This is a genomic window from Serratia sp. NA_13 (genome assembly GCF_052691735.1).
On the sequence record NZ_JBQZFV010000010.1, the window covers coordinates 49,667 to 75,023 of the forward strand.

Here is a 25,357-nt window from a genome sequence, read left to right on the forward strand (position 1 = left end):
CGATGATGAAATCGGTACTGTTTTGGAAAATAACCACTCTGCTGGGATTAATGATTTTAATGATCATCCCGGTAACGATGTTAATGAATGTGATTGATGAGCGCAGCGGCTACCGCCAGAACGTGGTCGGGCAGGTCAGCGAAAGCACCAGCCGGGCGCAGCGCATTTTGGGGCCGTTGATCGTCATCCCTTACAGCGAGCGGGAAGAGAAGACGGATGACAAGGGGCAGAAGGTGGTGCAAATGGTTCGCCATCATCGCTATCTGTTGCCCGAAACTTTGCAGGTTAGCGGCAAGCCGAACGTAGAGGTACGCAAGCTGGGTATTTACCAGACTCAGGTCTATCAGGGACCGTTAAAGTTTCAGGTGAAGTTCGGCCAGCCGGATGTGACAGACTTGCAGCGCAGCAACGTGACTATTGGTCAGCCTTTCCTGCTGGTTTCGCTGAGTGATTCACGCGGCATCAAGAGCATCTCGCCGCTTACCAGCGCAGAGTCTCAAACGGTATTTGAACCTGGTACTCAGGTCAATGTGTTACCTCAAGGCATTCATGCGCCGCTGACGCTGACCACATTGCAAAAAGCGGGGCTGGATGCTGAGTTCACCCTGATGCTGGCCGGCACCAGCAGCCTGTCACTGGTCCCGCTCGGTCGCAGCAGCGAATTGATGCTGCAAAGCAATTGGCCACACCCGAATTTCCTCGGTAACTTCTTGCCGGACGAACGCAAGGTGACGGAAAAAGGCTTCAGTGCCCGCTGGCGCAGCACTTGGTTTGCCAACAACATCAACAGTGCTTTCCATTACGACGACGAAATTCTTGGCGAAGACAAGTTGCCAACCTTCAGCACCAGTTTGATTGAACCGGTCGATCACTATCAACTGACCGAACGCGCGGTGAAGTATGCGGTGCTGTTTATCGGCCTGACATTTATGACGTTCTTCCTGTTCGAAACCCTGACCGGTTTGCGGGTACACCCGATTCAGTACCTGCTAGTCGGCGCGGCACTGGTGCTGTTCTACCTGATCCTGCTGGCATTCTCCGAGCATTTTGGCTTCGCCACCGCTTATCTGCTGGCCAGCATCGCCTGCAGTGGGCTGATCGCCTTTTACCTCAGTGCAGTACTGCGCGGCAGGCTACGGGCGGCGCTGTTCGCGGCCAGTCTGTTGATGTTGTATGGCGTGCTGTATCTGCTGCTGCAGTCGGAAGATAACGCCTTGGTACTGGGGGCCGGGCTGTTGTTCGCTATTTTGGCGGGAATTATGCTGCTGACGCGTAAGTTGGACTGGTATCAGGTGGCCGATCCGGCGCGCTTGAACGGCGAAACGCCAACCGGCGAAGGAGAGAAACGCTTCCGGTTGTGGAAATAAGCATCGGACTGGGCGCGGTAATAACCGCGCCCATGGGCATTACAGCAGGGGTTCCATCTCCAGCAGGATCTGTTCGCACCATTGTTGCAGCCGCTCTTCGCTCATGTCGTATTGGTTCACATCATCCAGCGCCAGGCCAACAAAGTGTTTGCCGTCGGCGCTTAGTGGTTTCGGACTGGTGAATTCGAAGCCGTCGATCGGCCAGAAGCCAATAAACTGTACGCCCAGTGGGGCAATGTGATCGTGCAGCATGCCAAGTGCATCGAGGAACCATTCGCCGTAACCGAGTTGATCGCCCATGCCATACATGGCGACAATTTTCCCCTGGAGATCCAGCGTGGTCAGCTGTGGCCAAATCGCTTCCCAGTCTTCCTGAAGCTCACCGAAATCCCAGGTTGGCATGCCGAGGATCAGGATGGAGTACTCTTCCATCAGCTTGGGGGAAACGTCTTTCAGGTTGTGCAGGTCGACCAGGTCTTCACCTAAAATCTCACGGATTTTTTCTGCCGCCATCTCGGTGTAGCAGGTGCTGGAGCCGTAAAACAGACCAATCTTCATGTGTAAACCGTTTATATCGCCGTAGGTAGAATTGCAGCGAGTATACCCGATTTGTCCCGGCTTAAGGCATAATGCCTGTGGCATAAACGTAACAAAGAGAGGACCGCGTGCAACAGCAAGAGACTGCGTTGATTGAGCAATTCCTGGATGCGCTGTGGCTTGAACGTAATCTGGCAGAAAATACGCTGGCCTCTTACCGATTGGATTTGCAGGCGCTGGGCGCCTGGCTGAATCAGAAAAATAGCTCGCTGTTACAGGCACAGGCGCTGGATTTACAGGCGTTTCTCGCCGATCGGGTGGAGGGGGGCTATAAAGCGACCAGCTCCGCACGTTTGCTGAGTGCCATGCGCCGTCTGTTCCAATACCTGTATCGCGAAAATATGCGAGCCGACGATCCCACTGCACTGCTGGCTTCGCCGAAGCTGCCGCAGCGCCTGCCGAAAGACTTGAGCGAAGCGCAGGTCGATGCGCTGCTGAAGGCACCCTGCGTCGATCAGCCGCTGGAGCTGCGTGACAAGGCGATGCTGGAAGTGCTGTACGCTACCGGGCTGCGGGTCTCCGAATTAGTCGGGCTGACTATCAGCGATGTCAGTCTGCGTCAGGGCGTGGTGCGGGTGATAGGCAAAGGCAACAAGGAGCGACTGGTGCCGCTGGGTGAAGAGGCGGTGTACTGGATAGAAAACTACCTGGAGCACGGCCGCCCGTGGATGGTCAACGGTCAGGCGCTGGACGTCTTGTTCCCCAGCAACCGCAGCCAGCAAATGACCCGACAGACATTCTGGCATCGCATCAAACACTATGCGATCCTAGCGGGTATTGACAGCGAGAGGCTGTCGCCGCACGTGTTGCGCCACGCGTTTGCCACCCATTTGCTGAACCATGGGGCCGATCTCCGTGTCGTACAGATGTTATTGGGGCATAGCGACCTCTCAACCACACAAATTTACACGCATGTAGCGACCGAAAGGCTTAAACAGCTACATCAACAGCACCACCCGCGTGCCTGACACGCTGGGTTCAAAAGGATTGGAAGAATGAAGAAAGGTTTAATGCTGCTCTCTATGCTGGTGGCTTCAGCAACCGGCGCGGCCCATGCCGACGACGCGGCAATCCAAAAAGCACTGGGTAGCCTGGGCATTCAACAGGCGGACGTGCAGCCTTCACCGGTGAACGGCTTGAAAACCGTGCTGACCGATAACGGCGTGCTGTACGTGACCGAAGACGGCAAACACATTCTGCAAGGCCCGTTGTACGACGTCAGTGGCAAAGAGCCGGTTAACGTCACCAACCAACTGCTGACTGGCAAGCTGGAAGCGCTGAAAGATCAGATGATCGTCTACAAGGCGCCAAAGCAGAAACACGTGATCACCGTGTTCACCGACATCACCTGTGGTTATTGCCACAAGTTGCATCAGCAAATGAAAGAATATAACGATCTGGGCATTACCGTCCGCTATCTGGCGTTCCCGCGTCAGGGGCTAAATTCCCAGACAGAGAAAGACATGCAGTCAATCTGGTGTACCGCCGACAAGGCCAAGGCCTTCGATACCGCCATAAAAGGCGACGCAGTTTCACCTGCCACCTGTAAGACTGACATCAGTAAACACTATGCGCTCGGCGTGCAGTTCGGTATTCAGGGCACCCCGGCGATTATTCTGGAAAACGGCATGATGATCCCTGGGTATCAGGGGCCAAAAGAGATGGCCGCCATGCTGGACGCGCATCAGACCGCAACCAAAACCGGTGGTTAATCGCCGGTGAGCATCAAAACACAACTACGCCGCCGTGCGGCGGCGGACGACAGCCATCTGCCGGCCAACCTGCACCCGCTGTTGCGCCGTTTATATGCGCTGCGTGGCGTTCAGGCTGAGCAGGAATTGGAACGCAGCGTCAAAGGCATGCTGCCGTGGCAGCAACTGGATGGCATTGACGATGCCGTTGGCATTCTGCAACAGGCGCTGGCCGAACATCGTCGCATCATGGTGGTGGGGGACTTCGACGCCGATGGTGCCACCAGTACCGCGTTGACGGTGCTGGCGCTGCGCAGTATGGGCGGCAGTGCGGTCGATTATCTGGTACCGAATCGTTTTGAAGATGGCTACGGCCTGAGCCCCGAAGTGGTCGAGCAGGCAGCAACGCGCGGTGCGGAATTGATCCTGACGGTGGATAACGGCATCTCTTCCCACGCGGGAGTGGCCGTGGCCCACGCCAAAGGCATGCAGGTGCTGGTGACCGACCACCACCTACCGGGGGAAACCCTGCCGGCGGCGGAGGCGATCGTCAACCCGAACCTGCGTGGTTGTGAGTTCCCTTCTAAATCCCTGGCTGGTGTCGGCGTGGCTTTCTATCTGATGCTGGCGTTGCGTGCCCGGCTGCGGGACAGTGGCTGGTTCGAACAACGAGCGTTGGCGATGCCGAATCTGGCAGAACTGCTGGATCTGGTCGCGCTAGGTACGGTGGCTGACGTAGTACCGCTCGATGCCAACAACCGTATTCTGGTGTATCAGGGCCTGAACCGCATCCGGGCCGGCAAATGTCGGCCGGGTATCCGGGCGTTGCTGGAAGTGGCCAATCGTGATGCACGTCAGTTGGCAGCCAACGATCTTGGCTTTGCGCTGGGGCCACGGCTCAATGCCGCCGGACGACTGGATGATATGTCGATTGGCGTGGCGTTGTTGTTAAGTGATGACATCGCGCAGGCGCGTATGTTGGCAAACGATCTTGATGCGCTCAATCTGACCCGGCGTGAGATTGAACAGGGCATGCAGGTTGAAGCTCTGCAGCTGTGCGACGAACTCGAGCGCAGCTGCACCGCCTTGCCATACGGGCTGGCGATGTATCATCCGGAGTGGCATCAGGGCGTGGTGGGGATTTTGGCTTCGCGCATCAAGGAGCGCTTTCATCGCCCGGTGATCGCCTTTGCCCCGGCAGGTGAGGGCATTCTTAAAGGTTCCGGGCGTTCGATAGCCGGTCTGCACATGCGCGATGCGCTGGAACGGTTGGATACGCTGAATCCGGGGTTGATGATGAAATTCGGTGGCCATGCCATGGCAGCCGGGCTGTCGCTGGAAGATAGCAAATTCGACGAGTTCCGCCAGCGCTTTGGCGACCTGGTGGGCGAATGGCTCGATCCGGCGATGCTGGAAGGGGTGATTTGGTCTGACGGCGAACTGGCGATGCAGGAACTTTCGCTGGAAACGGCGGAGCTGTTGCGCGAAGGCGGCCCCTGGGGCCAGGCGTTCCCGGAACCGACCTTCGACGGCACCTTCCGTATCTTGCAGCAGCGGCTGGTGGGCGAGAAACACCTGAAACTGATGGTGGAACCGCTTGGCGGCGGCCCACTGCTGGACGGTATCGCTTTCAATGTCGACACCACCCTGTGGCCCGACAGTAGCGTGCGCGAGGTGGAGCTGGCCTACAAGCTCGACGTCAACGAGTTCCGTGGCAACCGCAATGTACAGTTACTGATCCAGCACCTTTGGCCGCGTTGATTTGTAACTGCTTTATCCCGGGGTTTGCTCAGCCAAACCCCGGCATGTTTTCTTCCCCCACAAAAACTAACCAACCGGCTATAAACTGACGCCTGGATCCGCTAGAATTACCGGTTCCAATGGCATTTCGCCATCGACGACATCAACGTAAAAGAACGCAAAAAACATGTTTGAAATTAACCCGGTAAAAAACCGAATTCAGGACCTGTCCGTGCGGACTGCCGTTCTTAGGGGGTATCTTTGACTATGATGCCAAGAAAGAACGCCTAGAAGAAGTTAACGCAGAGCTGGAACAACCTGACGTTTGGAACGAACCCGAGCGCGCACAGGCGCTGGGTAAAGAGCGCGCGGCGCTCGAAGCCATCGTTGAAACCATCGATCAGCTGGAACAGGGGGGCGAAGACGTCTCTGGCCTGCTGGAATTGGCAATTGAAGCCGACGATGAAGAAACCTTTAACGAAGCCCTCGTTGAGCTTGATCAACTGTCTGCCAAGCTGGAACAATTAGAATTCCGTCGTATGTTCTCTGGTGAATACGACAGTGCTGATTGCTACCTGGATATCCAGGCCGGCTCCGGCGGCACTGAAGCGCAGGACTGGGCCAGCATGCTGTTGCGCATGTACCTGCGCTGGGCTGAATCCAAGGGCTTCAAAACAGAAGTGATCGAAGAGTCCGACGGCGACGTCGCAGGGCTGAAATCCGCCACCATCAAGATTATCGGCGACTACGCGTTCGGCTGGTTGCGTACTGAAACCGGCGTACATCGCCTGGTGCGCAAGAGCCCGTTCGACTCCGGCGGCCGCCGTCATACCTCGTTTAGCTCGGTGTTTATCTATCCGGAAGTGGATGACGATATCGATATCGACATCAACCCGGCGGACCTGCGAATCGACGTTTACCGCGCCTCGGGTGCGGGTGGTCAGCACGTGAACAAAACTGAGTCGGCGGTGCGTATTACCCACTTGCCGACCAACATCGTAGTGCAGTGTCAGAACGACCGTTCTCAGCATAAGAACAAGGATCAAGCGTTTAAACAGCTGCGAGCCAAGCTGTACGAGTTTGAGATGCAAAAGAAAAATGCTGATAAACAGATGATGGAAGACAACAAGTCCGATATCGGGTGGGGCAGCCAAATTCGCTCTTACGTGCTGGATGACGCCCGAATCAAGGATTTGCGCACTAACGTTGAAACGCGCAACACGCAGGCCGTATTAGATGGCGACCTGGATAAATTCATTGAGGCAAGTTTGAAAGCCGGGTTATAAGGAACAGAAATGTCTGAGCAACAACCACAAGGCGCTGAACAGGCGCTGGATCTCAATAACGAGTTGCAGTCACGCCGTGAAAAACTGGCTGCGCTGCGCGAGAACGGCATTGCGTTCCCGAATGATTTCCGTCGCGACACCACATCCGACAAGCTGCACGCTGCGTACGGCGATAAAGACAACGAAGAGCTGGAAGCACTGGGTGTAGAAGTCACCGTTGCCGGCCGTATGATGACCCGCCGTATCATGGGCAAGGCATCCTTTGTCACGCTGCAAGACGTTGGTGGCCGCATCCAGTTGTACGTCGCACGCGACGATCTGGCGGAAGGCGTTTACAACGAAGCATTCAAGAAGTGGGACCTGGGTGACATCCTTGGCGCACGCGGCAAGCTGTTCAAAACCAAGACCGGTGAGCTGTCTATCCACTGTACCGAACTACGCCTGCTGACCAAGGCACTGCGCCCGTTGCCGGACAAGTTCCACGGCCTGGCCGATCAGGAAACCCGCTATCGTCAGCGTTACCTGGATCTGATTGCCAACGACGAATCGCGCAAGACCTTCCAGGTGCGTTCTCAGATCATGGCGGCAATGCGTAACTTCATGGTGGAACGCGGTTTCATGGAAGTCGAAACCCCTATGATGCAGGTGATCCCGGGTGGGGCTTCTGCTCGTCCATTCGTGACTCACCATAATGCGCTGGACATCGATATGTACCTGCGTATTGCTCCAGAGCTGTACCTGAAGCGTCTGGTGGTCGGTGGTTTTGAACGCGTATTCGAAATCAACCGTAACTTCCGTAACGAAGGCGTTTCTCCGCGTCATAACCCAGAGTTCACCATGATGGAACTCTATATGGCTTACGCGGATTACAAAGATCTGATCGAACTGACCGAGTCGCTGTTCCGCACCCTGACCCAGAACGTGCTCGGCAATACCCAGGTGCAGTACGGTGATGAAGTATTCGACTTCGGCAAGCCGTTTGTGAAGCTGACCATGACCGAGGCGATCAAAAAATACCGTCCGGAAACCGATCTGGCTGACCTGGCTGATATGGGCAAAGCGGTGGCTATCGCTGAATCCATCGGTATCAAGGTTGAGAAGAGCTGGGGTCTGGGCCGCGTAGTGACCGAGATCTTCGAAGAAGTGGCGGAGAGCCATCTGATTCAGCCGACCTTCATCACTGAATACCCGGCAGAAGTTTCGCCGCTGGCGCGCCGTAACGACGTTAACCCGGAAATCACTGACCGCTTCGAGTTCTTCATCGGCGGCCGTGAAATCGGCAACGGCTTCTCCGAGCTGAATGACGCAGAAGACCAGGCGCAGCGTTTTGCTGACCAGGCTAATGCGAAAGACGCAGGTGATGACGAAGCGATGTTCTACGACGAAGACTACGTTACCGCGCTAGAGCACGGCCTGCCACCAACCGCAGGTCTGGGCATCGGTATCGACCGTATGGTGATGCTGTTCACCAACAGCCACACCATTCGCGACGTGATCCTGTTCCCGGCAATGCGCCCACAGAAATAACTTCGTAGTAATGAATATCAACCGGCATAGGTGACTGTGCCGGTTTTTTTTCGTCTGATGAGTGAGAATAGAGCCTATTACCGCTAACTGCTTAAAACACCAGCAGTTACGCGTTATCTCCGCTTGCCCGACAGGGATAACCGGTTATAATGGCAGTCGCACACCGATGCGGGTGTAGTTCAATGGTAGAACGGCAGCTTCCCAAGCTGCATACGAGGGTTCGATTCCCTTCACCCGCTCCAAAATCTCCTTATAAATCAACTTTTTGATTTATAAGCGCTTCAAGCAAAGGTGATTTCTCACCTACAATGCTTTCAGCCCCATTGAACGACATCCGTAACTGTCACTGTTTGGTGTGTAGTTGATCTGCGAGCATATTAAACCGTTGGCGGTCGTTCCTGCGTCTCCAGAAAATCGTAACAGGGAAGGGGCGTTAATCATGAAAAATAGAATGTTGCTGGCTGTCGTATTCCTCTTAACGGGATGCCCTGGGCCAGGTGACCAAATGGTAGATCGAGAATCTACAACGGCATTTATCAAAGACAATCATGTTTGTGTGGTGTCGCCACTGGAGCCACAGGAACGGATCACTGCTATTCAAATCAACAGCGATAAAAACGACTCTCTTCACAAGATTTTTGATGACAAGCCTGTTTATGTACCGAAGGGGGAGTGTCTTCCTGTGTTCGGATTTAAGTTTACATCTGGAGGGCGGTATACCTTCGCGTACGATGTTCAATCTAAGAAATTAGAGTCACATTTAGTCACTGCTGAATTTTCTTATCCCAAAGAATAAGGGGCATTGCGCCCCTGTCATGGAGTGACTCCGATTCCATAGACAATATCTGTCCTCACGACTTGGCGTCCCCTCCTATAAACTTTACGCATGGAGCAAGCGTTCGCTGGCGAGCACCTCAAACAGCATGTCAATTTCCTGCTGAGTATTGTAATGCATCATCCCGATGCGCAACACGCCGCCGCTGTCCTGCAGGTTCAACCGCCGGATTAACCCCAATGCATAGAAGTGTCCGCTGCCAGCGCAGATATTGTGCCGGCCAAGTCGACGGGCAATTTCCTCAGGCGCATGGCCGATAAAGGTCAGAGCAAAGGTCGGCGTGCGACGGTGAATGTCTGCCTGCGAGGTACCGTAAAGCTGCACTCCGTCGACGTTCTGCAGGCCTTGCAGGAAGTATCTGCACAGGTTCTCTTCATGGCGGTGATAGTCGGCAAAACTTTCCTGCAAACGCTGCCTTAAAGGAGCGCCTGGCGTACCCCATTGCGCCAGGTAGTCAATGGCTGCCGTTACGCCGGCCAACCCTTCGAAACTTTGGGTGCCGGTCTCAAAACGGCCTGGGCCGATGTCGGTGGCCGGCTCGACTTTATAGGGTTGCAGCCGTTGCAGCCATTGCGGCGCGATATAGGCCATGCCGAGATGCGGGCCAAAGAACTTATAGGCAGAACACACCAGAAAGTCGCAACCCAGCGCCTGCACATCGATCAGGTTATGCGGAGCATAATGCACTGCGTCGACATAAACCTGTGCGCCGACCCGGTGGGCGGCTTCGGTGATAGCTTTAATATCGACAATGCTGCCGGTGACATTAGATGCATAGCTGACCGCGACCAGGCGCGTTTTAGCGGTGATTTTTTCGCACAGCCGGGCGGTATCCAAAGAACAATCCGATTGTTGCAGGGGGATTTGATGCACTGTGACCTGTTTGTCATTTGCCGCCTGCTGCCAGCTGGAGACATTGGCGTAGTGATCCAGCTCGGTAACGATGATCTCGTCTCCGGCTTGCCAATCACGGCTAATGATGCGGCTGAGGTGGAACGTCAGCGAGGTCATGTTCATGCCAAAAACGATATTGTCGGGCGAGGGTGCATTCAAGAAGGCGCGCACCGATTCCCTTGCATTATTCATCACCTCGGTTGTTTTATGGCTGGAAAAATAATGACCGCCCAGATTGGCGTTATATTTCCCCAAGTAGTGAGTCATTTTCTCCAGCACGCCTTGCGAAACTTGGGAACCGCCAGGCCCATCGAAAAAGATAACGGGTTTATCATCATAGCGTTGGGCTAGTGCACTAAACTGAACCCGGACGAGTTCGGGAGTAAATGTCATGCTTTTTTCCCCTGTGCGGTCAGAACAAACAGATCAAGATGCCCCTCTTGTTCTGGGACAACGGCGCTGATCGGCGTGGCGTTATGCCATAGCTTACTGTCCGCCAGCAAAACGGCCTCACCGTCCGCCAACACTTTTTTAAAGAACGGGGGCTGGTGATTATCGGCATATAGCATGATCTCGCCGCCGACAATATTCTGCCGATGGATACCAATCATCGCGATATGGTCAAAACCATCCTGATGGATCCCTTCCGGCGCCACCTGCGTTTCATGATCAATAGCGACAACGCGCATCTGGTGGATTTCTATTTCCGTTCCTTCAGGTAAATCATTGCTTTCAGCAAACAGATTGCACATTTCTTCCATGCCAGCGCTTTGCAATACGGCTACGTCAATCGGCTCGAAATGGCGAACCACATTGCCCTGAAAGTGGTTGATTTCATCCGACTGAACGAAATTACGCGGACCAATCTCAACCACATGACCATCGAGATGTTTGACGACCGAATAGCGGCGTAAGCGGTACTTCCCGTCGGCGTGTTGTGTATGGGGTAATCCGGAAAACGACGGCATTAATTGTTGGGTGGCCTGGTGGCTAAGTGCAGTCATACTTATTACATTTTCGTGTTTATGTAACATAATCACCTCAAATATGAATCAAGACTGACTTTGTAGGGAGGTATTTCGATTGAATTGTAGTCGACACTATTGCCAACGCAATTTTTAGCCAGTGCCGACTACCTTCAAGCTATATGTTGCTGTAAACAAGAATGAACGCAGGCAGTATTAACCGTCGGTTGAACGGCTGACAGTTTCTCAGGCATCGATATCGCTGTTCATTTGCTGCAGTTTTTCTCTGACATACATGAGGGCATCGCTGCCCAGCAGCAGAAATGCCGGGGGCTCAGGGGTATTGATGAGTTGCAGGATGGCTTTGGCAGCCTTAATCGGATCGCCCGGTTGATGGCCGCTGCGTTTTTCGCGTGTTTCACGGATTGGCCCGAAGCTCTGATCGTAATCACTGATGCTACGTGCTGATCGTACCATCGAACGTCCTGCCCAGTCGGTTCGGAAAGCTCCGGGCTGGATGGCGGTGACTGCAATATTAAAGGGCTTTAGCTCTTTGGTCAGCGTTTCGGAAATACCCTGCAAGGCAAATTTGCTGCCGCAATAGTAGCTGATCCCCGGCAGGGTAATGAAGCCGCCCATGGAGGTCACATTGAGAATATGGCCGGCCCGACGCGCCCGAAAATAAGGCAGGAAGGCTTTAATTACGGCTACCGCACCAAACACGTTGACCTCAAACTGGTGGATAGCATCAGTTAACGGCGACTCCTCCATAGTTCCTTCGTGGCAATAACCGGCATTATTGACCAGTACGTCAACGGCCCCCAGTTCCTGTTCTACGGCATTGACCAGCGGGGCAATCGCAGCGAAATGGGTGACATCGAGAATGTGGCCAAAGCTGCGGTCCGGTGCCAGGGCTTCGAATTCATCTTTGGCCTGCTGGTTGCGTAATGTTTCTACCACGCGGTGACCTGCTTTCAGCGCTTCTCTGCAGGTAATGGCTTCACCGCTGGATGCCGAGATATTGGGGCCGGCGATGATGCGGGAAATTTATTATCGCGTAATGACCGGGGCGCAGGGGCAGATGTTGCGAAATGCGCTGACCACCCAGGGGCAGTTTGGCAAAGTGGCGAAAGCGTTGCGAAAATTGCATGCCGAATATGATTCTCATCTGGATGTGAATGCGCTGGCGAAAGAGGCGGGAATGAGTCTGCCAACATTCCATAGCCATTTCAAAACGGTGACCAATATGTCCCCGATGCAATATTTGAAGTCTACGCGACTACATCAGGCCAGATTACTGATGCTGCGAAATAATCTCTCCGCTTCAGCAGCCTGCGTGCGCGTGGGGTATGAAAGTGTTTCTCAGTTTAGTCGTGAGTTTAAACGCCTGTTCGGGCTAACACCGCTTAATGAAGTTGAACGTATGAGGCACAACTTTTCGCTACCTGCGCCAGTGACCCCTTCTGATTTTATTTCTTCTCATTGACCGGGATCCTGCGTTTTAAGAAATGGCGACCAGAGCACCGATGATGGCGATCATCAGGATCCAAAACCATTTGGAGGTTTTTCCCGGTCTCCATTCTTCGCCATATTTAACCTGGTAATCGGGTTTGCGATCCTTGCTTTTCATCCTGTTTTCCTGGACGCCCATATCCATAAACACGTTGGTTTTATTTTAAGATGAGTCCTAATGTTATTGAATTTAAAACTGTTTTTTGGGTAAAAATCCTAATTTTGCATGGCTATGTTGAATGGTCTTATGAAGGAGGAGGAACGGCAGTCTGATATCGAACTGAGGGGACTTCTACGGCTTTCATCCTTGGGTGATGTCTCGTCGGCAGTCTTAAGGGATATTTATAGCTATATTTATTTACCGAGAATGATGGCAATTAATTTCTATTTTTTTACAAAAAAAACATAAAAATAACCGTATTTAAACAAACTGGTTTTCACTTGATTATCTGGTCTTTTTTTAACTAAAAAAACTATCTATATGTGATCGCTATCCCTCAATGAAAATGAAAAGAAGTTAATTATTAACCTTCTTAACAATAATAATGAGGTTAGCATGTTATTTACCATTCAGCTTATTGTCATACTGATCTGTCTATTTTATGGGGCCAGGAAAGGTGGGATTGCACTGGGGCTGCTCGGCGGTATTGGATTAATCATCCTGGTTTTCGTTTTTCATTTACCCCCCGGGAAACCGCCGGTGGATGTCATGCTGGTTATCATTGCCGTAGTGGCCGCATCGGCGACGCTGCAGGCATCAGGTGGGCTTGACGTGATGCTGCAGATTGCCGAGCGTATGCTGCGCCGCAATCCTAAATATGTTTCCATTGTCGCTCCCTTCGTGACCTGCATCCTGACCATTCTTTGCGGCACCGGGCATGTGGTATACACCATTTTGCCGATTATTTATGATGTGGCAATCAAAAATAACATTCGCCCGGAAAGGCCGATGGCAGCCAGTTCTATCGGGGCACAGATGGGTATTATAGCCAGCCCGGTATCCGTCGCTGTGGTATCGCTGGTCGCCATGCTGGGTAATTTTACCTTCAATGGTAAACACCTCGAGTTCCTCGATTTGCTGGCCATTACTATTCCCTCGACCCTGTGCGGCATTCTTGCTATCGGTATCTTCAGTTGGTTCCGGGGTAAGGATCTGGATAAGGATGAAAAGTTCCAGAGCTTCATTTCAGACCCGGAAAACTATAAATACGTTTATGGCGACACGGCAACCTTACTGGATAAGAAATTGCCTACCAGCAACTGGGTAGCCATGTGGATTTTTCTGGCAACCATAGCCATTGTTGCGCTATTGGGCGCTTTTTCTGAACTGCGGCCATTAATTAATGGAAAACCACTTTCCATGGTATTGGTTATCCAGATGTTTATGCTGTGTGCAGGTGCAGTAATTATTATCGCGACCAAAACGAATCCGGCCAATATCTCAAAAAACGAGGTTTTCCGTTCAGGAATGATTGCCATAGTGGCGGTTTACGGTATTGCCTGGATGGCCGAAACCATGTTTGGCGCGCATCTGGAAGAGATAAAGTCTGTACTGGGAACCTTGGTGAAAGAGTATCCCTGGGCCTACGCGATCATTTTGCTGCTGGTTTCCAAGTTTGTTAACTCGCAGGCCGCTGCACTTGCCGCCATTGTCCCTGTCGCATTGGCTATCGGTGTTGATCCGGCCTATATCGTGGCCTCTGCCCCCGCCTGCTATGGCTACTATATATTACCCACCTACCCAAGCGATCTGGCGGCCATTCAGTTCGATCGCTCCGGGACAACCAACATCGGGCGGTTCGTCATCAACCACAGTTTCATCATGGTGGGTTTGATCGGAGTGTCCGTATCTTGCGTGATGGGTTGGGTGCTGGCTGCAGCATACGGCTTCTTGTAACGGGGTGGGCGCAACGCTGGATAATGCTGTTTGTTGATGAATCACTCTTTTTCTTAGATGTGAAATGCAAAAAAACCGCTCAAAGCGGGTTTCAGACTGATGACAAACCTCATTCCTGCCCAGAGCGAGTAGAGGCCGATAAACAAAAATCAGGAAAATCAATTTATTGATTTTCGGCTGCTCACCACAAAGCAGGAAAAACCACGCTTTTTCCTGCTTTGTCAGCAACCTAAAACCCGCTCAAAGCGGGTTTTTTTATCACTAATGCTTAACTGCTCAGGCTGGTGCCTTCATCGCTATCGTAAGTATTAGCGAGATTATCGGCGATTAAAGCGCGATAACATTAACAGCAGATGGGCCTTTAGCGCCGTTCTCAATCGAGAACTCTACATTCTGACCTTCATCCAAGGTTTTAAAATCGTTGCTCTGGATGGCGGAGAAATGTACGAAGACATCTTTGCTGCCATCTTGTGGAGTGATAAAGCCGAAGCCTTTGTCAGCATTAAACCATTTTACTAAACCAGTCATTTTGTTAGACATAGATATATCCTTTTCATTTTTTTGAGCCACTCAGCGTGGCGAACATGGCCTGTTTTGCAGATTTTTACTTATGGGGCACTTAGGAGGAGGCTCATGAAGAAGGGTATCTAGAGATAACGCTTGAACTGAGAACTGCTTTACTAAAACTGCTTTCATAAGGTCTGTGTTCCAAACCGATGCCGCCATAGTAGGCTTGGTTTGATTTATTAAGCAAGGATTAATTTTTTTAATGTCATTGGCAGGTCAATATTGCCTTGGCACCGCATGAGTGATGATGACAGGGCTCAGGCTGGGTGGCGGGCATCTTTTTATCGTCATGTGGCTGATGCATAAAAGATAAAAGCCCTGACAATGGTTGCCAGGGCTTTTAAGGTACTATCAACTTCAAATTTAACATTAATGAACTTACTGATTTCTTACTGCTAAGGTACTACCATTAAATGTACATGTTTATCACAGATAATATTAGGCGAACTAAAACCTCCCCTATATTTACCAGTTTACGTTTATCATCAATCTTAATAGATATTCAAAGATTGATGGCTCAACCAGGTACATCTCCCCTCGCGATATAGACTCTTTGATGCGTGGCCTCACCTCTATTGCGATCTGTTGCAAAAAACTGAAGAATCGCAAACAAAAAAACAATTAGAACATAGCCTTACATCATCGCGTTTTGGTACACACCCTGCGATTGTAGGTACTGACTACATGGCCTGAAAGCGTCATCAATAGAGATTTTTGCTTTTCTCAATACCGATGCCCATACAAAAATGCTTCGTGGCCTTTATCGCAAAAATAACTGTAATAACTAATCTTCAATACTTCTACTATTATCAACTAGCTATTGTTGCGCTGTTGATGATTACTAATCTACTGGTTTTTTAAGGGGTGTCAATACTGTTTTTAATAACATGTTTTTAATGACATGTATTTATTAACAGTATTTATAATAATCATCGATTAAGCATCATGGAACGCTTATTTTCAGCCCAGAATCTGGAGCCTCAGGGGAATTTATTATGCTCGAAATTGGTTCGGCCAGGGCAGGGTAAAACTTATTTTTTATTAATTAAGGAAAAAAAATTATAGTTGGGGCAATAGGGAAAGGCAGTGCCTGACATCGCCCGCCGCCGAAGCCACGGGCTGGTTTTAACCCTATCAGGGCTTGCCGATGAAGCGGGCCAACCGTTGATGCAATTGGCTGTTTTCTTTACGCAAATGCTCAATTTCTTCCAGCAGCGTCAGCGTAACCGCAATGCCGGGCCAATCCAGAGCCAGCTCGCGGTGCAACTGCTCTGCACGATGGAAGGTGATTAAAGCGCGATCGTCAAAGATCCACTCTTCAGTCGCGGGATCTCGCGGCTGGATCACACCCAGCCCGACAATTTCCGTTAGCTCATCCTGTGAAACACCGGTGTGCAGGCAAAACTCGGTAATGGTGAAAGTTACTGTTACGTTAGCCATTTTGCTTACTCCACTCTTTGCGTGGATCGAAGGTCTGCTGGGCTTCTGACAACTGTTGCCATAGCGCTGCGCTTTTTTCGTCCGACTTCGGTGGCATCATAACCTTGATCACGGCATACAAATCCCCGGTTTCTTTTTTGCCGACCAGGCCTTTTCCCTTGATGCGCAAGCGCTGCCCGGTTTGGCTACCGGCAGGAATGGTCAACAGGATACTGTCTTTCAGAGTAGGGACCGGCACCTTGGCGCCGAGCGCCGCTTCCCACGGGGCGACGGGCAGCACGATTTCCAGATTGTGACCGACGATGTCGAACAGTGGATGCGGAGCAATGCGGATGATCAGATACAGATCGCCGCTGGCGCCACCGTCAGTTCCTGGTCCGCCCTGGCCTTTCAGACGAATGCGTTCCCCATCGCCGACGCCGGCGGGGATTTTCACATTAAGGGTTTTAGGGATTTCCTGCTCCACTATGCCGAAAGCGTTATACACCGGCAGGGTGTAGCGAATAGTGCGGGTTTGCTCGGCCTGGGTTTCTTCCAGGAATATAGCCACTTCCATTTCAACATGTTGGCCGCGCATGCCCTGACGCCGCTGACGATGTTGCTGAGCACGGGCATGTTCGCCGAACATGGAGGAGAAAATATCGGAAAAATCTTCGGCGTTATGGGCACTGCCATGCTGTGTCTGGCGGCCAAAGTTGGGATCGTTACGGTGCTCCCGCAGTTGATCGTATTCGGCGCGGCGTTCGTCGTCTTTTAGCACTTCATAGGCTTCGGCGACCTGTTTGAACTGTTCTTCGGCATTCGATTCGGTGCTGACGTCGGGGTGATACTTTCGCGCCAGTCGGCGATAGGCAGTTTTGATTGCCTTGAGATCGTCCGCTGGCTTAACCCCTAAAATGGCGTAGTAGTCCTTGAATTCCATAGCGTTATCATCTCACTTCAATCTTTCGTCAGGGGGATAGTTGAACCTGTATTGGGTGAAACTTTACTCTTAGTCGGGTCGTTTGTCGTGGACGTACCGATGTAATCAGGTGGTTTGGCAAGCTAAAAGCGGAGCCGGGCGGCTCCGCAGCGGTATCACGTCCGTTTCAAGAGTCGGGCAACCTGGAATAGGCTGAAAGAACTGAACAGCATTTCAATGCCGACAATGGTGGTGACCAACACCACCGACGTCGCGGGATCGGCGCTAAGCAGCAGCCAGGCAATCGTCAGATCCAAAACGCCAATCACCAGTTGCAACCAACTGCCTTTAACTTCACGCAGCTTATAGCCGGCAATCAGCCGCACAATCCCGCCGATCATCGGCCAGGTATTTTGCAGTCGGTTGGCAACCATGGCGAAAATCAGCCCGAATCCGCTCAGCAACAAAAAAATCTCCACAACCATACTGATTGTCGCGCCGGAGGCAAAGGGGCTGAACAGGCAGAAAAGGCCGCCTTGAGGATGATGCATGGCTGCGGTGTATTTCTTCCCGTATCAAAAAGAGCCGTCCAGGTGGATTAGGTAAGGTTTTTCATGGCATACGTGCCAGAATAGAGATAAAACCGATGCCGCTATGCTGAGCGAGATAATAGATATCCGATGATGGCTCCTTCCCGTTTGCTGAAATTCCTGCTGCCTTATCTTTGGCCTAAAGATAACCCCAAACTGCGTTATTACCTGGTTATCGCCTTTGCTTTCATGGTGATTTCCAAGGTCAGTATTACGCTGGTGCCGCTGGCATACAAAGCGATGATCGACTCCCTGAGTGGCGAAACCGCCAAAATACTGGCCATCCCCATAGGATTAATTTTGGCCTATGGCGTTGCCCGTATCGGCGGGGCGTTATTTGAAGAATTACGCAACGTGATGTTTGTGCATGTCAGCCAGAATGCAACCCGATTACTGGGGCTTCGGGTTTTCAGACAGTTGCACGCGTTGAGCCTGCGCTTTCACCTGGAGCGCCAAACCGGTGGGCTGTCGTTATCGATTGAACGCGGCACTCAGGCGGTGGCAACCGTGCTTTCGCGGCTGCTGTTCTCCATTTTCCCAATCCTGTTCGAAATCACCCTTGTCGCGGTGATCATGTGGCATCTGTTAAACGGTTGGTTTGCGCTGGCCATTTTGCTGACGGTCGGCTGTTATATCCTGTTTACCGTGATGGCAGTCAGTTGGCGCAGTCGCTTTCGGCGCGAGCTGAATCAGGCGAATGCCGATGCCAATACCAAGTCTATCGACAGCCTGCTCAATTATGAGACGGTAAAATACTTCGGTAACGAAGACTTCGAGGCCGAGCGTTTCAATATGTCGCGCCGGTTGTATGAATATGCCGCCATCAAAAACCAGTTCAGTTTTACCGCCCTGAACCTCGGGCAAACTGCCATTATTTCCATCGGACTGATCGTGATGATGGCGATGGCGGCGCAGGGTATTGTTCAGGGGCGCATGACGATTGGTGACTTTGTATTGGTGAATGCCTATCTTCTGCAACTTTATCAGCCGCTGAATTTCTTTGGTTTTATTTATGCCGAAGTCAGGCAGGCGCTGATCGATATGGAAAACATGTTCGATTTGTTGCAGGAAGAGCAGGAGATCGTCGATCGGCCGGATGCGAAGGCGTTACACCTGACTGCCGGCGAGGTGAGTTTCGACTCGGTCAGCTTTGGTTATGATGCGCGTAGACCGATCCTGAAAAACGTCAGCTTCACTATTCCGGCCGGTAACACGGTCGCGGTGGTCGGTGCTTCGGGGGCGGGAAAATCCACGCTGTCCCGGCTGCTGTTTCGTTTCTATGACGTGAGCGGTGGCTCGGTCTCGATTGACGGCCAGGATATCCGCAGCCTGAAACAAGCCAGCCTGCGCGCGGCGATCGGCATCGTGCCGCAAGACACTGTGTTGTTTAACGATACGTTGGGCTACAACATTGGCTACGGTAAAACCGGCTCGAGCCAGGAAGAGATCGAGCGGGCCGCCAGGTTGGCGCATATACATGAGTTTATCGTCAGCCTGCCCGACGGCTACCAGACCCGGGTGGGGGAGCGTGGGCTTAAGTTGTCCGGCGGTGAAAAGCAACGGGTGGCGATTGCCCGTACTATCCTGAAAAACCCGGCGATTTTGGTGTTTGACGAAGCGACCAGCGCACTGGATACCCAGACCGAACGCGAAATCCAGTCGCATTTGCGTGAAGTGAGCCGTGACCACACCACGCTGGTGATTGCGCACCGTTTATCGACGGTGGTCGACGCCGATGAAATTATCGTGCTGGAGGCCGGTGAAATCGTTGAGCGCGGTCGGCATGAAGCCCTGCTGGCAGCCAACGGCCGCTATGCCGCGATGTGGCAAAACCAATATAACGACGAACAGCAGCCCTGAGGGCGTTTAACCCCAGGCGGTAGATAACGCCTGGGGAATGGCCGGTTAAAGATCGCCGGTCAGATACTGCGCCACGCCGTTCGCGAAACTCCAGTCACCTTTGTCGTTAGTGGTGACAGACACCATCAGGTCACTGCCTTCAATCCCACAACTCTCCTTAAGCTCACGGCTGAGCTCGGCATAAAACCGCTGTTTCTGCTGCTCGGGCCGCGGGCTGGTAATCACCCGTACCACCACCAAATTGCGGGTGCGCGTCAGGTTCAGGCCGGTGTCTTCAATCACCATGTGATGAGCTTTGTTTTCATGAACAATCTGGTAGCGGTCACGTGATGGCACCTCGAAGGCGCTGAGCACTGCACGGTGGGCGGCATCGAGCAGGGTTTTCAGTTCGGCTTCGCTGCGGCCCTCAATGACTTCAAAGATAAGTAATGGCATTTTTATAATCCTGTCAGTGGGTTAATCTCGATGTGAGGCAGCGAGTTATCTTCGCCCTGGAGAACCTATCTTAGCGAAGCGCCGACAGGGGAAGAAGCGCTATACTTGAACTCATTGTTTACAAAAATGAACAGTCGACGATGAAAAACCCAAATGTAGAAACCCTGTGGACCCATTTGCACTGGCTCACCGTGCTGGCTGAGCAGGGGAGTTTTACCCGTGCGGCGGAACGGCTGGATGTCAGCAAAGCGGCGATGAGTCAAAAAATCAAAGAGATTGAAATGCTGGCCGGGGTGCCTCTGGTACAGCGCACGACTCGCAGCGTCAGGCTGACCGATGCCGGGCTGCGGTTGGTGGAGGAAGTGCGCCAGCCTTTCGCGCAGATAAAGCAGAGTTTTTCCGGCATTTGTGATTCGACCGGGCCGCTGCGTGGCTCGGTGCGGGTGACGGCACCGGTGGCATTTGCCCGCCAGCAGTTGGTGCCGCGCATTACCGGTTTTTTGCGTGCCAACCCAGAGGTACGGGTACAGCTTGAGGTGTCCGATCGGTTGGTGTCGTTAACCGGCGAAGGGTTCGATTTGGCGATCCGCCACAGTGACCAGCTGCCCGATACCCATGTTGCTTGGCGACTTTGCCCAACCGCCACCCTGGCGGTGGCGTCGGCGGATTATGTGCAGCGTCAAGGCATGCCGGTTTCACCGGCCGATCTGCAACGGCATCAGTGTCTTTATTATCCCCGCAGCAGTGAACCCCCAAGCTGGAGCTTTGTCGCCAAACAGGCAGCACAGAGCAAGACAGAAAAGATTCGGGTACCGGTCAGCGGCCCGTTTGCCACCAATAACAGCGAATCGATACGTGATGCGGCAGCGGAAGGCTTGGGCATTGCCCTGTTGCCAGACTTTAGTGCGCAGCAGGCATTGGCGGACGGCAGATTGATCGAGGTATTACCGGCCTGGCGGCCGGTCGATGCCTTTGCTGACAGTCTGTATGTGGTACGCCCTTATGCGCCGCAGGTCTCGCGGGTCGTGGCAGAATTCAGCCGTTATCTGCGCGGTGCCTTTGCCGGGGGCTTTTCGTCTGCCGGATGCTGAACTGCCAGCGTGACCACTCATCAAGGCTGGCGCAATGGTAAGGCTAATGATAAGAAGGATGTCATTAACGCAACCCCTGAACCAGCGAGTCGGTGTTAATGTCTGCAATGGTTTTCGCGCCGATCAGCGTCATGGCAACGCGCATTTCTTTATCGATCAGCTCGAGCAGGTTGGCGACGCCGGCCTGCCCGGCGGCGGCCAGCGCATAGGCAAAGGCACGCCCCAATAGCACGCCGTCGGCACCCAGAGCAATCATGCGCACCACGTCCAGCCCGCTGCGAATACCGGAGTCGGCCAGCAGAGTAATCTCGCCTTTAACCGCTTCGGCAATCGCCGGCAGCGCATGAGCGGTAGACAATACGCCGTCCAGCTGGCGGCCACCATGGTTGGACACCACAATACCGTCGGCACCAAAGCGCACTGCATCTTTGGCGTCTTCGGGATCCAAAATGCCTTTGATGATCATCGGGCCTTGCCAGAACTCGCGGATCCAGTCCAGATCCTTCCAGGAGATTGAGGGATCGAAGTTGGCACCCAGCCAGCCGATATAGTCTGCCAGACTGGTAGGTTTGCCGCGATAGGCCGAAACATTACCCAGATCGTGCGGCTTGCCGCACAGCCCTACGTCCCAGGCCCACTGCGGATGGGTCACCGCCTGTAGTATGCGGCGAGCGGCGGCATTGGGGCCACTCATGCCGGAGTGGGCGTCGCGGTAACGCGCACCGGGCACCGGCATATCGACGGTGAATACCAGGGTTTTCACCCCGGCGGCTTTGGCGCGTTCAAGCGCATTGCGCATAAAACCCCGGTCTTTCAATACGTACAGTTGGAACCACATTGGCCGATCGATTGCCGGTGCCACTTCTTCTATCGGGCATACCGAGACCGTTGACAGAGTAAAAGGGATGCCTTTCTGCGCGGCGGCTTTAGCCGCCTGCACCTCACCGCGGCGGGCGTACATACCGGTCAACCCGACCGGGCCGAGGATCACCGGCATCGCCAGTTTTTCACCGAACAGGCTGGTTTCCAGGCTGAGGTCGGACATATTGCGCAGTATGCGCTGGCGTAGCGCGATGCCCGCCAGGTCTTCCGTGTTGCGCCGCAGCGTATGTTCCGCGTAGGCCCCGCCGTCAATATAGTGAAACAGAAAAGGCGGGAGCTTAGCCTGAGCTGCGGCCCGGTAATCGGTGGAAGCGGAGATAATCATATTTTTACCTTATTTCTTTACGCTCAGAGAATCATGATCTGCGCCATCACTGCGGCGATTCCCCCGTACACCAGCAAGGGTAATACGGTTTTTTTAATAATTTTCCCCTCGGCATTGCCGATCCCGAGGATTGAGCAAACGGCGATAATATTGTTCAGGCATACCATGTTACCCATGGCACCGCCAACGGACTGTAGTGCCAGCGTCAGGTTGACGTTTAGCCCGCTGCTTAGGGCGATCGAATGCTGAATGCCGCCGAATGTCAGATTGGAAACGGTATTGGAGCCTGAAAAGAACGCTCCCAGGGCGCCGAGGAAGGATGAGAACAGCAGCCAGCTTTCTCCGGTAAGTGAGGCCAGTGTCTTGCCAATAAGGATCACCGGAGCCTTGTCGCCGCCCAGCATCATCAGGTTGACCATCACCAGGGCACCAAACAGGGCGATAAAGGGTTTGGCTATGCGCCCACCGGTTTCTGCGAACATTTGTTTTACCTGCCTGCCGTTCAGTCGGAACAGGGGAATGCACAGCAATACCACCAATAAAAAAGGAATTAATGCAGGGACATACAGCGTTTTGTAGCTGGCGGCGGCGGAAGTGCCTAACACCTGCTGCAATTCAACGATCAGAGCATTGCTGACGCGTAACTCGCCCAACCCGCTGAGCTTGCCCTGCCATAAAGGCGTGCTGCTATTGAGGAGTGCCTTAATCCCCAACTGGTGAATGCGCGTCACTATCAAAATAGCAATCAGCAGCAGAATTGGCGTCATTGCTTTTATTACTTGAATGAACTCCACCGGTTGGGAATCGGTTTTGCCTTCGCAACGGGTCAGGCCAACGCCGGTACGCGCGAACAGAACCGACAGCATCAGACCAATGGCACCGCCCACCAGAGCCGGGAATTCATAATTAACCTGGGCCAGCAACAGATAAGGCACCGTACAACTTAAGACGCTGAGTAAAATAAAGGGCAGATTGAGGCGAATTTCACTCCAGGAAACGATAAAGCGCAGGGCCAGTAATGGGATAACAAATCCGGCGACAAAGTGGATCAACGCAGTCTGACGGCCAATTTCCAGCAGGCTGGCGTCGGACAAGCCCAAGTTGGCAAAGCCGAACCAGGTAGGGGTACCGACGGCACCGAAGGAGACGGGAACCGAGTTCATGATCAGCGTCAGCAGCGTTACGCGCAGGGGGTTAAAGCCCAACCCAACCAGAATGGGCGCGGCAATGGCGGCTGGGGTGCCAAACCCGCTGGCACCTTCAATCATAAAGGCAAATGCCCAGCCGATGATCATTAACTGGGCTACAGGGTTAGGGCTGATATTTTCCAGCCAACGGCGAACCACATTTTCCGCACCGCTGATTTGCATCAGTTTATTGAGCAAGATTGCACCGGCAATGATGGTTATCGGGGTGAAAACCGATACCAGTGCGGTGATGATATTGGCGTGCAACAGCAGTGGCAGACTATCGAACCAAAACATCTGCACCCCATACACCACGGCGGCCGTTAAGGGAAGCGCGATATAAGAGGGAATACCGCGTTTTTTGGTCATCATCCAAATCAGCAGGACGATGGGCGCAATACTGAAAAGTAGGGACATAGAAGCCTCAGCGTTATTATTGTTATTTGTGGAGGTATGTAGCCGAAAGGTTAATTACCGCAACATTTTCATTCTAATCACAACGCTGGCTGATGTTCTATTCTGCAATTTTCCAAAATGGAGAGATGGGGCGATATAGCGACTTTTCGGAACCTTTCTTTATCAAGGGGGGAGTTTTTATTGTATTAAAAATCAGATGGATAGAATAAATCATTGTGTGATGAATGTGTGAGATCACATTGATTACACAACAATTATCAATGGATTATATTCAAATGTGGGGTAATCCCGTTGGCTCGCTCACGAGCCGGGCAGAATAATTATGTGACCCACTTCAAAAATAGTGGCTGATATTTTGGTAGGCGGTGATGATATGTTCGGTTAATAAACGGGTCTTTAACGGCAAATTGCGGGTGTAAGGGTAAACCGCATAAACGCCTAATACCTTGCCGCAGTGGCCGCTCAAAACCTCCACCATGGTACCTTCTTGTAAATCCTTGTACACCATGCAGCGTGGCACCATGGCAATGCCATAACCGCCGAGCACCGCTTTGCGGATCGCCCTGGCATTATTGGCGGACAGGTTGCCCTTGACCTGCAGTTCGTAAATCTCGTTGCTGCCTGGCTGCTTCATCAACCAGTTGTCGGTACCGCTTTCCTGATAGGTATAGGTCAGGCAGTTATGCTTGAGCAGGTCGCCTGCTGCTTGCGGCTCAGAATATTGTTGCAGATAGCTGGGCGAGCATACGATCACCCAGCGAGAGTTCAGGATCGGACGGGCAATCAGGCTGGAATCCGGCAGGGTGCCGGTGCGGATCGCCAGATCTATCCCTTCATTAACCAGATCGACGAAGCGATTTTCCAGCCGCATTTCCACTTTCAGGTTCGGGTGAAGGGTACAGAATTCCGCCACGCTTTCACTTAACAACAATTCCCCTGAAATGGTCGGCACCGACATGCGGATGATGCCGGTCAGTTCATCACTGTTTTCACTGATGACGTTCAAGGCTTCCTGAGTTTTTGCGCTGATTTCTTTGGCCTGACGATACAGGCTTTGGCCGTTTTCGGTTAGCGTCAGGCTGCGGGTGGTGCGGTACAGCAGGCGTGCGCCGAGGGACTTTTCCAGGCGACCGATGCGCTTGCTAACCACCGAACTGGTGATACCGGCGGTTTCAGCGGCTTTGCTGAAAGAACCACAGTCCACAATCAGGGCGAACAGGATCAGGTCGTTGGCATATTCATGTGTGGGTAACATCGGTGGGGTTTTTCCTCGTCCCGGAGTAACCGCCAGTGTAAATCCTCAGGTTCAGGAAGCCAACGCCGGCGACAAAATGAGAATTGTTATTGATAT

At 52.7% G+C, this 25,357-nt stretch carries 23 protein-coding genes, 1 tRNA gene and 1 pseudogene; 12 read left to right on the forward strand and 13 right to left on the reverse strand.

Annotated elements, in window-relative coordinates:
- Positions 1-2 precede the first annotated feature (2 nt).
- Complete coding sequence (gene creD, locus ACUTSU_RS14760) at positions 3-1,367, forward strand: cell envelope integrity protein CreD (protein WP_445654331.1); 1,365 nt, start codon at positions 3-5, stop codon at positions 1,365-1,367.
- 39 nt (positions 1,368-1,406) lie between these two features.
- Here the strand turns inward: creD and fldB are convergent, their stop codons facing one another.
- Positions 1,407-1,925, reverse strand: a complete 519-nt coding sequence (gene fldB / locus ACUTSU_RS14765) for a flavodoxin FldB (protein ID WP_017893855.1) — start codon at positions 1,923-1,925, stop codon at positions 1,407-1,409.
- Positions 1,926-2,032: 107 nt separating this feature from the next.
- Here fldB and xerD point away from each other — a divergent pair, with 107 nt between their 5' ends.
- From xerD to ACUTSU_RS14800, 7 genes are all read left to right on the forward strand, one after another.
- On the forward strand, positions 2,033-2,932 hold the full coding sequence (gene xerD / locus ACUTSU_RS14770; protein WP_445654332.1) for a site-specific tyrosine recombinase XerD: 900 nt from the start codon (positions 2,033-2,035) through the stop codon (positions 2,930-2,932).
- A gap of 27 nt (positions 2,933-2,959) precedes the next feature.
- Entirely contained in the window at positions 2,960-3,676 is a 717-nt protein-coding gene (dsbC, locus tag ACUTSU_RS14775) for a bifunctional protein-disulfide isomerase/oxidoreductase DsbC (RefSeq protein WP_445654333.1), read from the forward strand.
- Positions 3,677-3,682: 6 nt separating this feature from the next.
- On the forward strand, positions 3,683-5,416 hold the full coding sequence (gene recJ / locus ACUTSU_RS14780) for a single-stranded-DNA-specific exonuclease RecJ (RefSeq protein ID WP_445654334.1): 1,734 nt from the start codon (positions 3,683-3,685) through the stop codon (positions 5,414-5,416).
- Positions 5,417-5,582: 166 nt separating this feature from the next.
- Positions 5,583-6,681, forward strand: a protein-coding gene (prfB, locus tag ACUTSU_RS14785) for a peptide chain release factor 2 (protein ID WP_445654335.1) whose coding sequence is annotated in 2 segments (ribosomal slippage) — positions 5,583-5,657 and positions 5,659-6,681 — 1,098 coding nt in all. Because the reading frame shifts where the segments join, the coding sequence is not laid out codon by codon here.
- 9 nt (positions 6,682-6,690) lie between these two features.
- Positions 6,691-8,208 carry a lysine--tRNA ligase gene (gene lysS, locus ACUTSU_RS14790; RefSeq protein ID WP_445651967.1) on the forward strand — a complete coding sequence of 506 codons (1,518 nt, stop codon included), beginning with the start codon at positions 6,691-6,693 and terminating at the stop codon, positions 8,206-8,208.
- Positions 8,209-8,376: 168 nt separating this feature from the next.
- Positions 8,377-8,450: transfer RNA gene (locus ACUTSU_RS14795), tRNA-Gly, on the forward strand.
- A 197-nt stretch (positions 8,451-8,647) separates the two neighbouring features.
- The gene (locus tag ACUTSU_RS14800; RefSeq protein WP_445651966.1) at positions 8,648-9,004 is read left to right on the forward strand and encodes a putative T6SS immunity periplasmic lipoprotein; all 357 of its coding nucleotides are present in this window, start codon (positions 8,648-8,650) and stop codon (positions 9,002-9,004) included.
- A gap of 84 nt (positions 9,005-9,088) precedes the next feature.
- Here ACUTSU_RS14800 and ACUTSU_RS14805 read toward each other — a convergent pair whose 3' ends face one another.
- The 3 genes from ACUTSU_RS14805 to ACUTSU_RS14815 all read right to left on the reverse strand — a co-directional run bounded on the left by ACUTSU_RS14805 (position 9,089) and on the right by ACUTSU_RS14815 (position 11,940).
- A complete protein-coding gene (locus ACUTSU_RS14805; protein ID WP_445654336.1) occupies positions 9,089-10,330 on the reverse strand; it encodes a cysteine desulfurase-like protein in 1,242 nt (413 codons plus the stop codon).
- Positions 10,327-10,941, reverse strand: a complete 615-nt coding sequence (locus ACUTSU_RS14810; RefSeq protein WP_445654337.1) for a 2OG-Fe dioxygenase family protein — start codon at positions 10,939-10,941, stop codon at positions 10,327-10,329. The genes ACUTSU_RS14805 and ACUTSU_RS14810 overlap by 4 nt, the downstream gene beginning before the upstream one ends.
- A 207-nt stretch (positions 10,942-11,148) precedes the next feature.
- Entirely contained in the window at positions 11,149-11,940 is a 792-nt protein-coding gene (locus ACUTSU_RS14815; protein ID WP_445654361.1) for an oxidoreductase, read from the reverse strand.
- Between ACUTSU_RS14815 and ACUTSU_RS14820 the strand changes: the two are divergent.
- Positions 11,888-12,388, forward strand: a pseudogene (locus tag ACUTSU_RS14820) (helix-turn-helix domain-containing protein); the annotation flags it as partial. The gene ACUTSU_RS14815 and the pseudogene ACUTSU_RS14820 sit on opposite strands and share 53 nt — an antisense overlap.
- A 15-nt stretch (positions 12,389-12,403) precedes the next feature.
- On the opposite strand, the gene ACUTSU_RS14825 reads toward ACUTSU_RS14820, so the two are convergent.
- Positions 12,404-12,532 (reverse strand): hypothetical protein, encoded by a 129-nt coding sequence (locus ACUTSU_RS14825; RefSeq protein WP_445651963.1) that lies wholly within the window; start codon positions 12,530-12,532, stop codon positions 12,404-12,406.
- Positions 12,533-12,970: 438 nt separating this feature from the next.
- Between ACUTSU_RS14825 and ACUTSU_RS14830 the strand changes: the two genes are divergently transcribed.
- Entirely contained in the window at positions 12,971-14,311 is a 1,341-nt protein-coding gene (locus ACUTSU_RS14830) for an anaerobic C4-dicarboxylate transporter (RefSeq protein WP_135317806.1), read from the forward strand.
- A gap of 327 nt (positions 14,312-14,638) precedes the next feature.
- Here ACUTSU_RS14830 and cspE read toward each other — a convergent pair whose 3' ends face one another.
- From cspE to ACUTSU_RS14850, 4 genes are all read right to left on the reverse strand, one after another.
- Positions 14,639-14,851, reverse strand: coding sequence for a transcription antiterminator/RNA stability regulator CspE (cspE, locus tag ACUTSU_RS14835; RefSeq protein WP_445651961.1), 213 nt, complete (start codon positions 14,849-14,851; stop codon positions 14,639-14,641).
- 1,161 nt (positions 14,852-16,012) lie between these two features.
- The gene (gene cbpM / locus ACUTSU_RS14840; protein ID WP_261123881.1) at positions 16,013-16,318 is read right to left on the reverse strand and encodes a chaperone modulator CbpM; all 306 of its coding nucleotides are present in this window, start codon (positions 16,316-16,318) and stop codon (positions 16,013-16,015) included.
- On the reverse strand, positions 16,311-17,240 hold the full coding sequence (gene cbpA, locus ACUTSU_RS14845; RefSeq protein WP_445651960.1) for a curved DNA-binding protein: 930 nt from the start codon (positions 17,238-17,240) through the stop codon (positions 16,311-16,313). The genes cbpM and cbpA overlap by 8 nt, the downstream gene beginning before the upstream one ends.
- A gap of 155 nt (positions 17,241-17,395) precedes the next feature.
- Positions 17,396-17,770 (reverse strand): DUF308 domain-containing protein, encoded by a 375-nt coding sequence (locus ACUTSU_RS14850; RefSeq protein ID WP_445654338.1) that lies wholly within the window; start codon positions 17,768-17,770, stop codon positions 17,396-17,398.
- 132 nt (positions 17,771-17,902) lie between these two features.
- Here ACUTSU_RS14850 and ACUTSU_RS14855 point away from each other — a divergent pair, with 132 nt between their 5' ends.
- Complete coding sequence (locus ACUTSU_RS14855; RefSeq protein ID WP_445652026.1) at positions 17,903-19,669, forward strand: ABCB family ABC transporter ATP-binding protein/permease; 1,767 nt, start codon at positions 17,903-17,905, stop codon at positions 19,667-19,669.
- Positions 19,670-19,714: 45 nt separating this feature from the next.
- Here the strand turns inward: ACUTSU_RS14855 and ACUTSU_RS14860 are convergent, their stop codons facing one another.
- The gene (locus ACUTSU_RS14860) at positions 19,715-20,104 is read right to left on the reverse strand and encodes a tautomerase family protein (protein ID WP_445654339.1); all 390 of its coding nucleotides are present in this window, start codon (positions 20,102-20,104) and stop codon (positions 19,715-19,717) included.
- Between the two features lie 140 nt (positions 20,105-20,244).
- Between ACUTSU_RS14860 and ACUTSU_RS14865 the strand changes: the two genes are divergently transcribed.
- Positions 20,245-21,195, forward strand: coding sequence for a LysR family transcriptional regulator (locus ACUTSU_RS14865; protein WP_445651958.1), 951 nt, complete (start codon positions 20,245-20,247; stop codon positions 21,193-21,195).
- A 64-nt stretch (positions 21,196-21,259) separates the two neighbouring features.
- On the opposite strand, the gene lldD is transcribed toward ACUTSU_RS14865, so the two are convergent.
- From lldD to ACUTSU_RS14880, 3 genes are all read right to left on the reverse strand, one after another.
- The gene (gene lldD / locus ACUTSU_RS14870) at positions 21,260-22,402 is read right to left on the reverse strand and encodes an FMN-dependent L-lactate dehydrogenase LldD (RefSeq protein ID WP_445651957.1); all 1,143 of its coding nucleotides are present in this window, start codon (positions 22,400-22,402) and stop codon (positions 21,260-21,262) included.
- Between the two features lie 23 nt (positions 22,403-22,425).
- Positions 22,426-24,006, reverse strand: coding sequence for an L-lactate permease (locus ACUTSU_RS14875; protein WP_445654340.1), 1,581 nt, complete (start codon positions 24,004-24,006; stop codon positions 22,426-22,428).
- A gap of 334 nt (positions 24,007-24,340) precedes the next feature.
- On the reverse strand, positions 24,341-25,261 hold the full coding sequence (locus ACUTSU_RS14880; protein WP_445651955.1) for a LysR family transcriptional regulator: 921 nt from the start codon (positions 25,259-25,261) through the stop codon (positions 24,341-24,343).
- Positions 25,262-25,357: the final 96 nt, after the last annotated feature.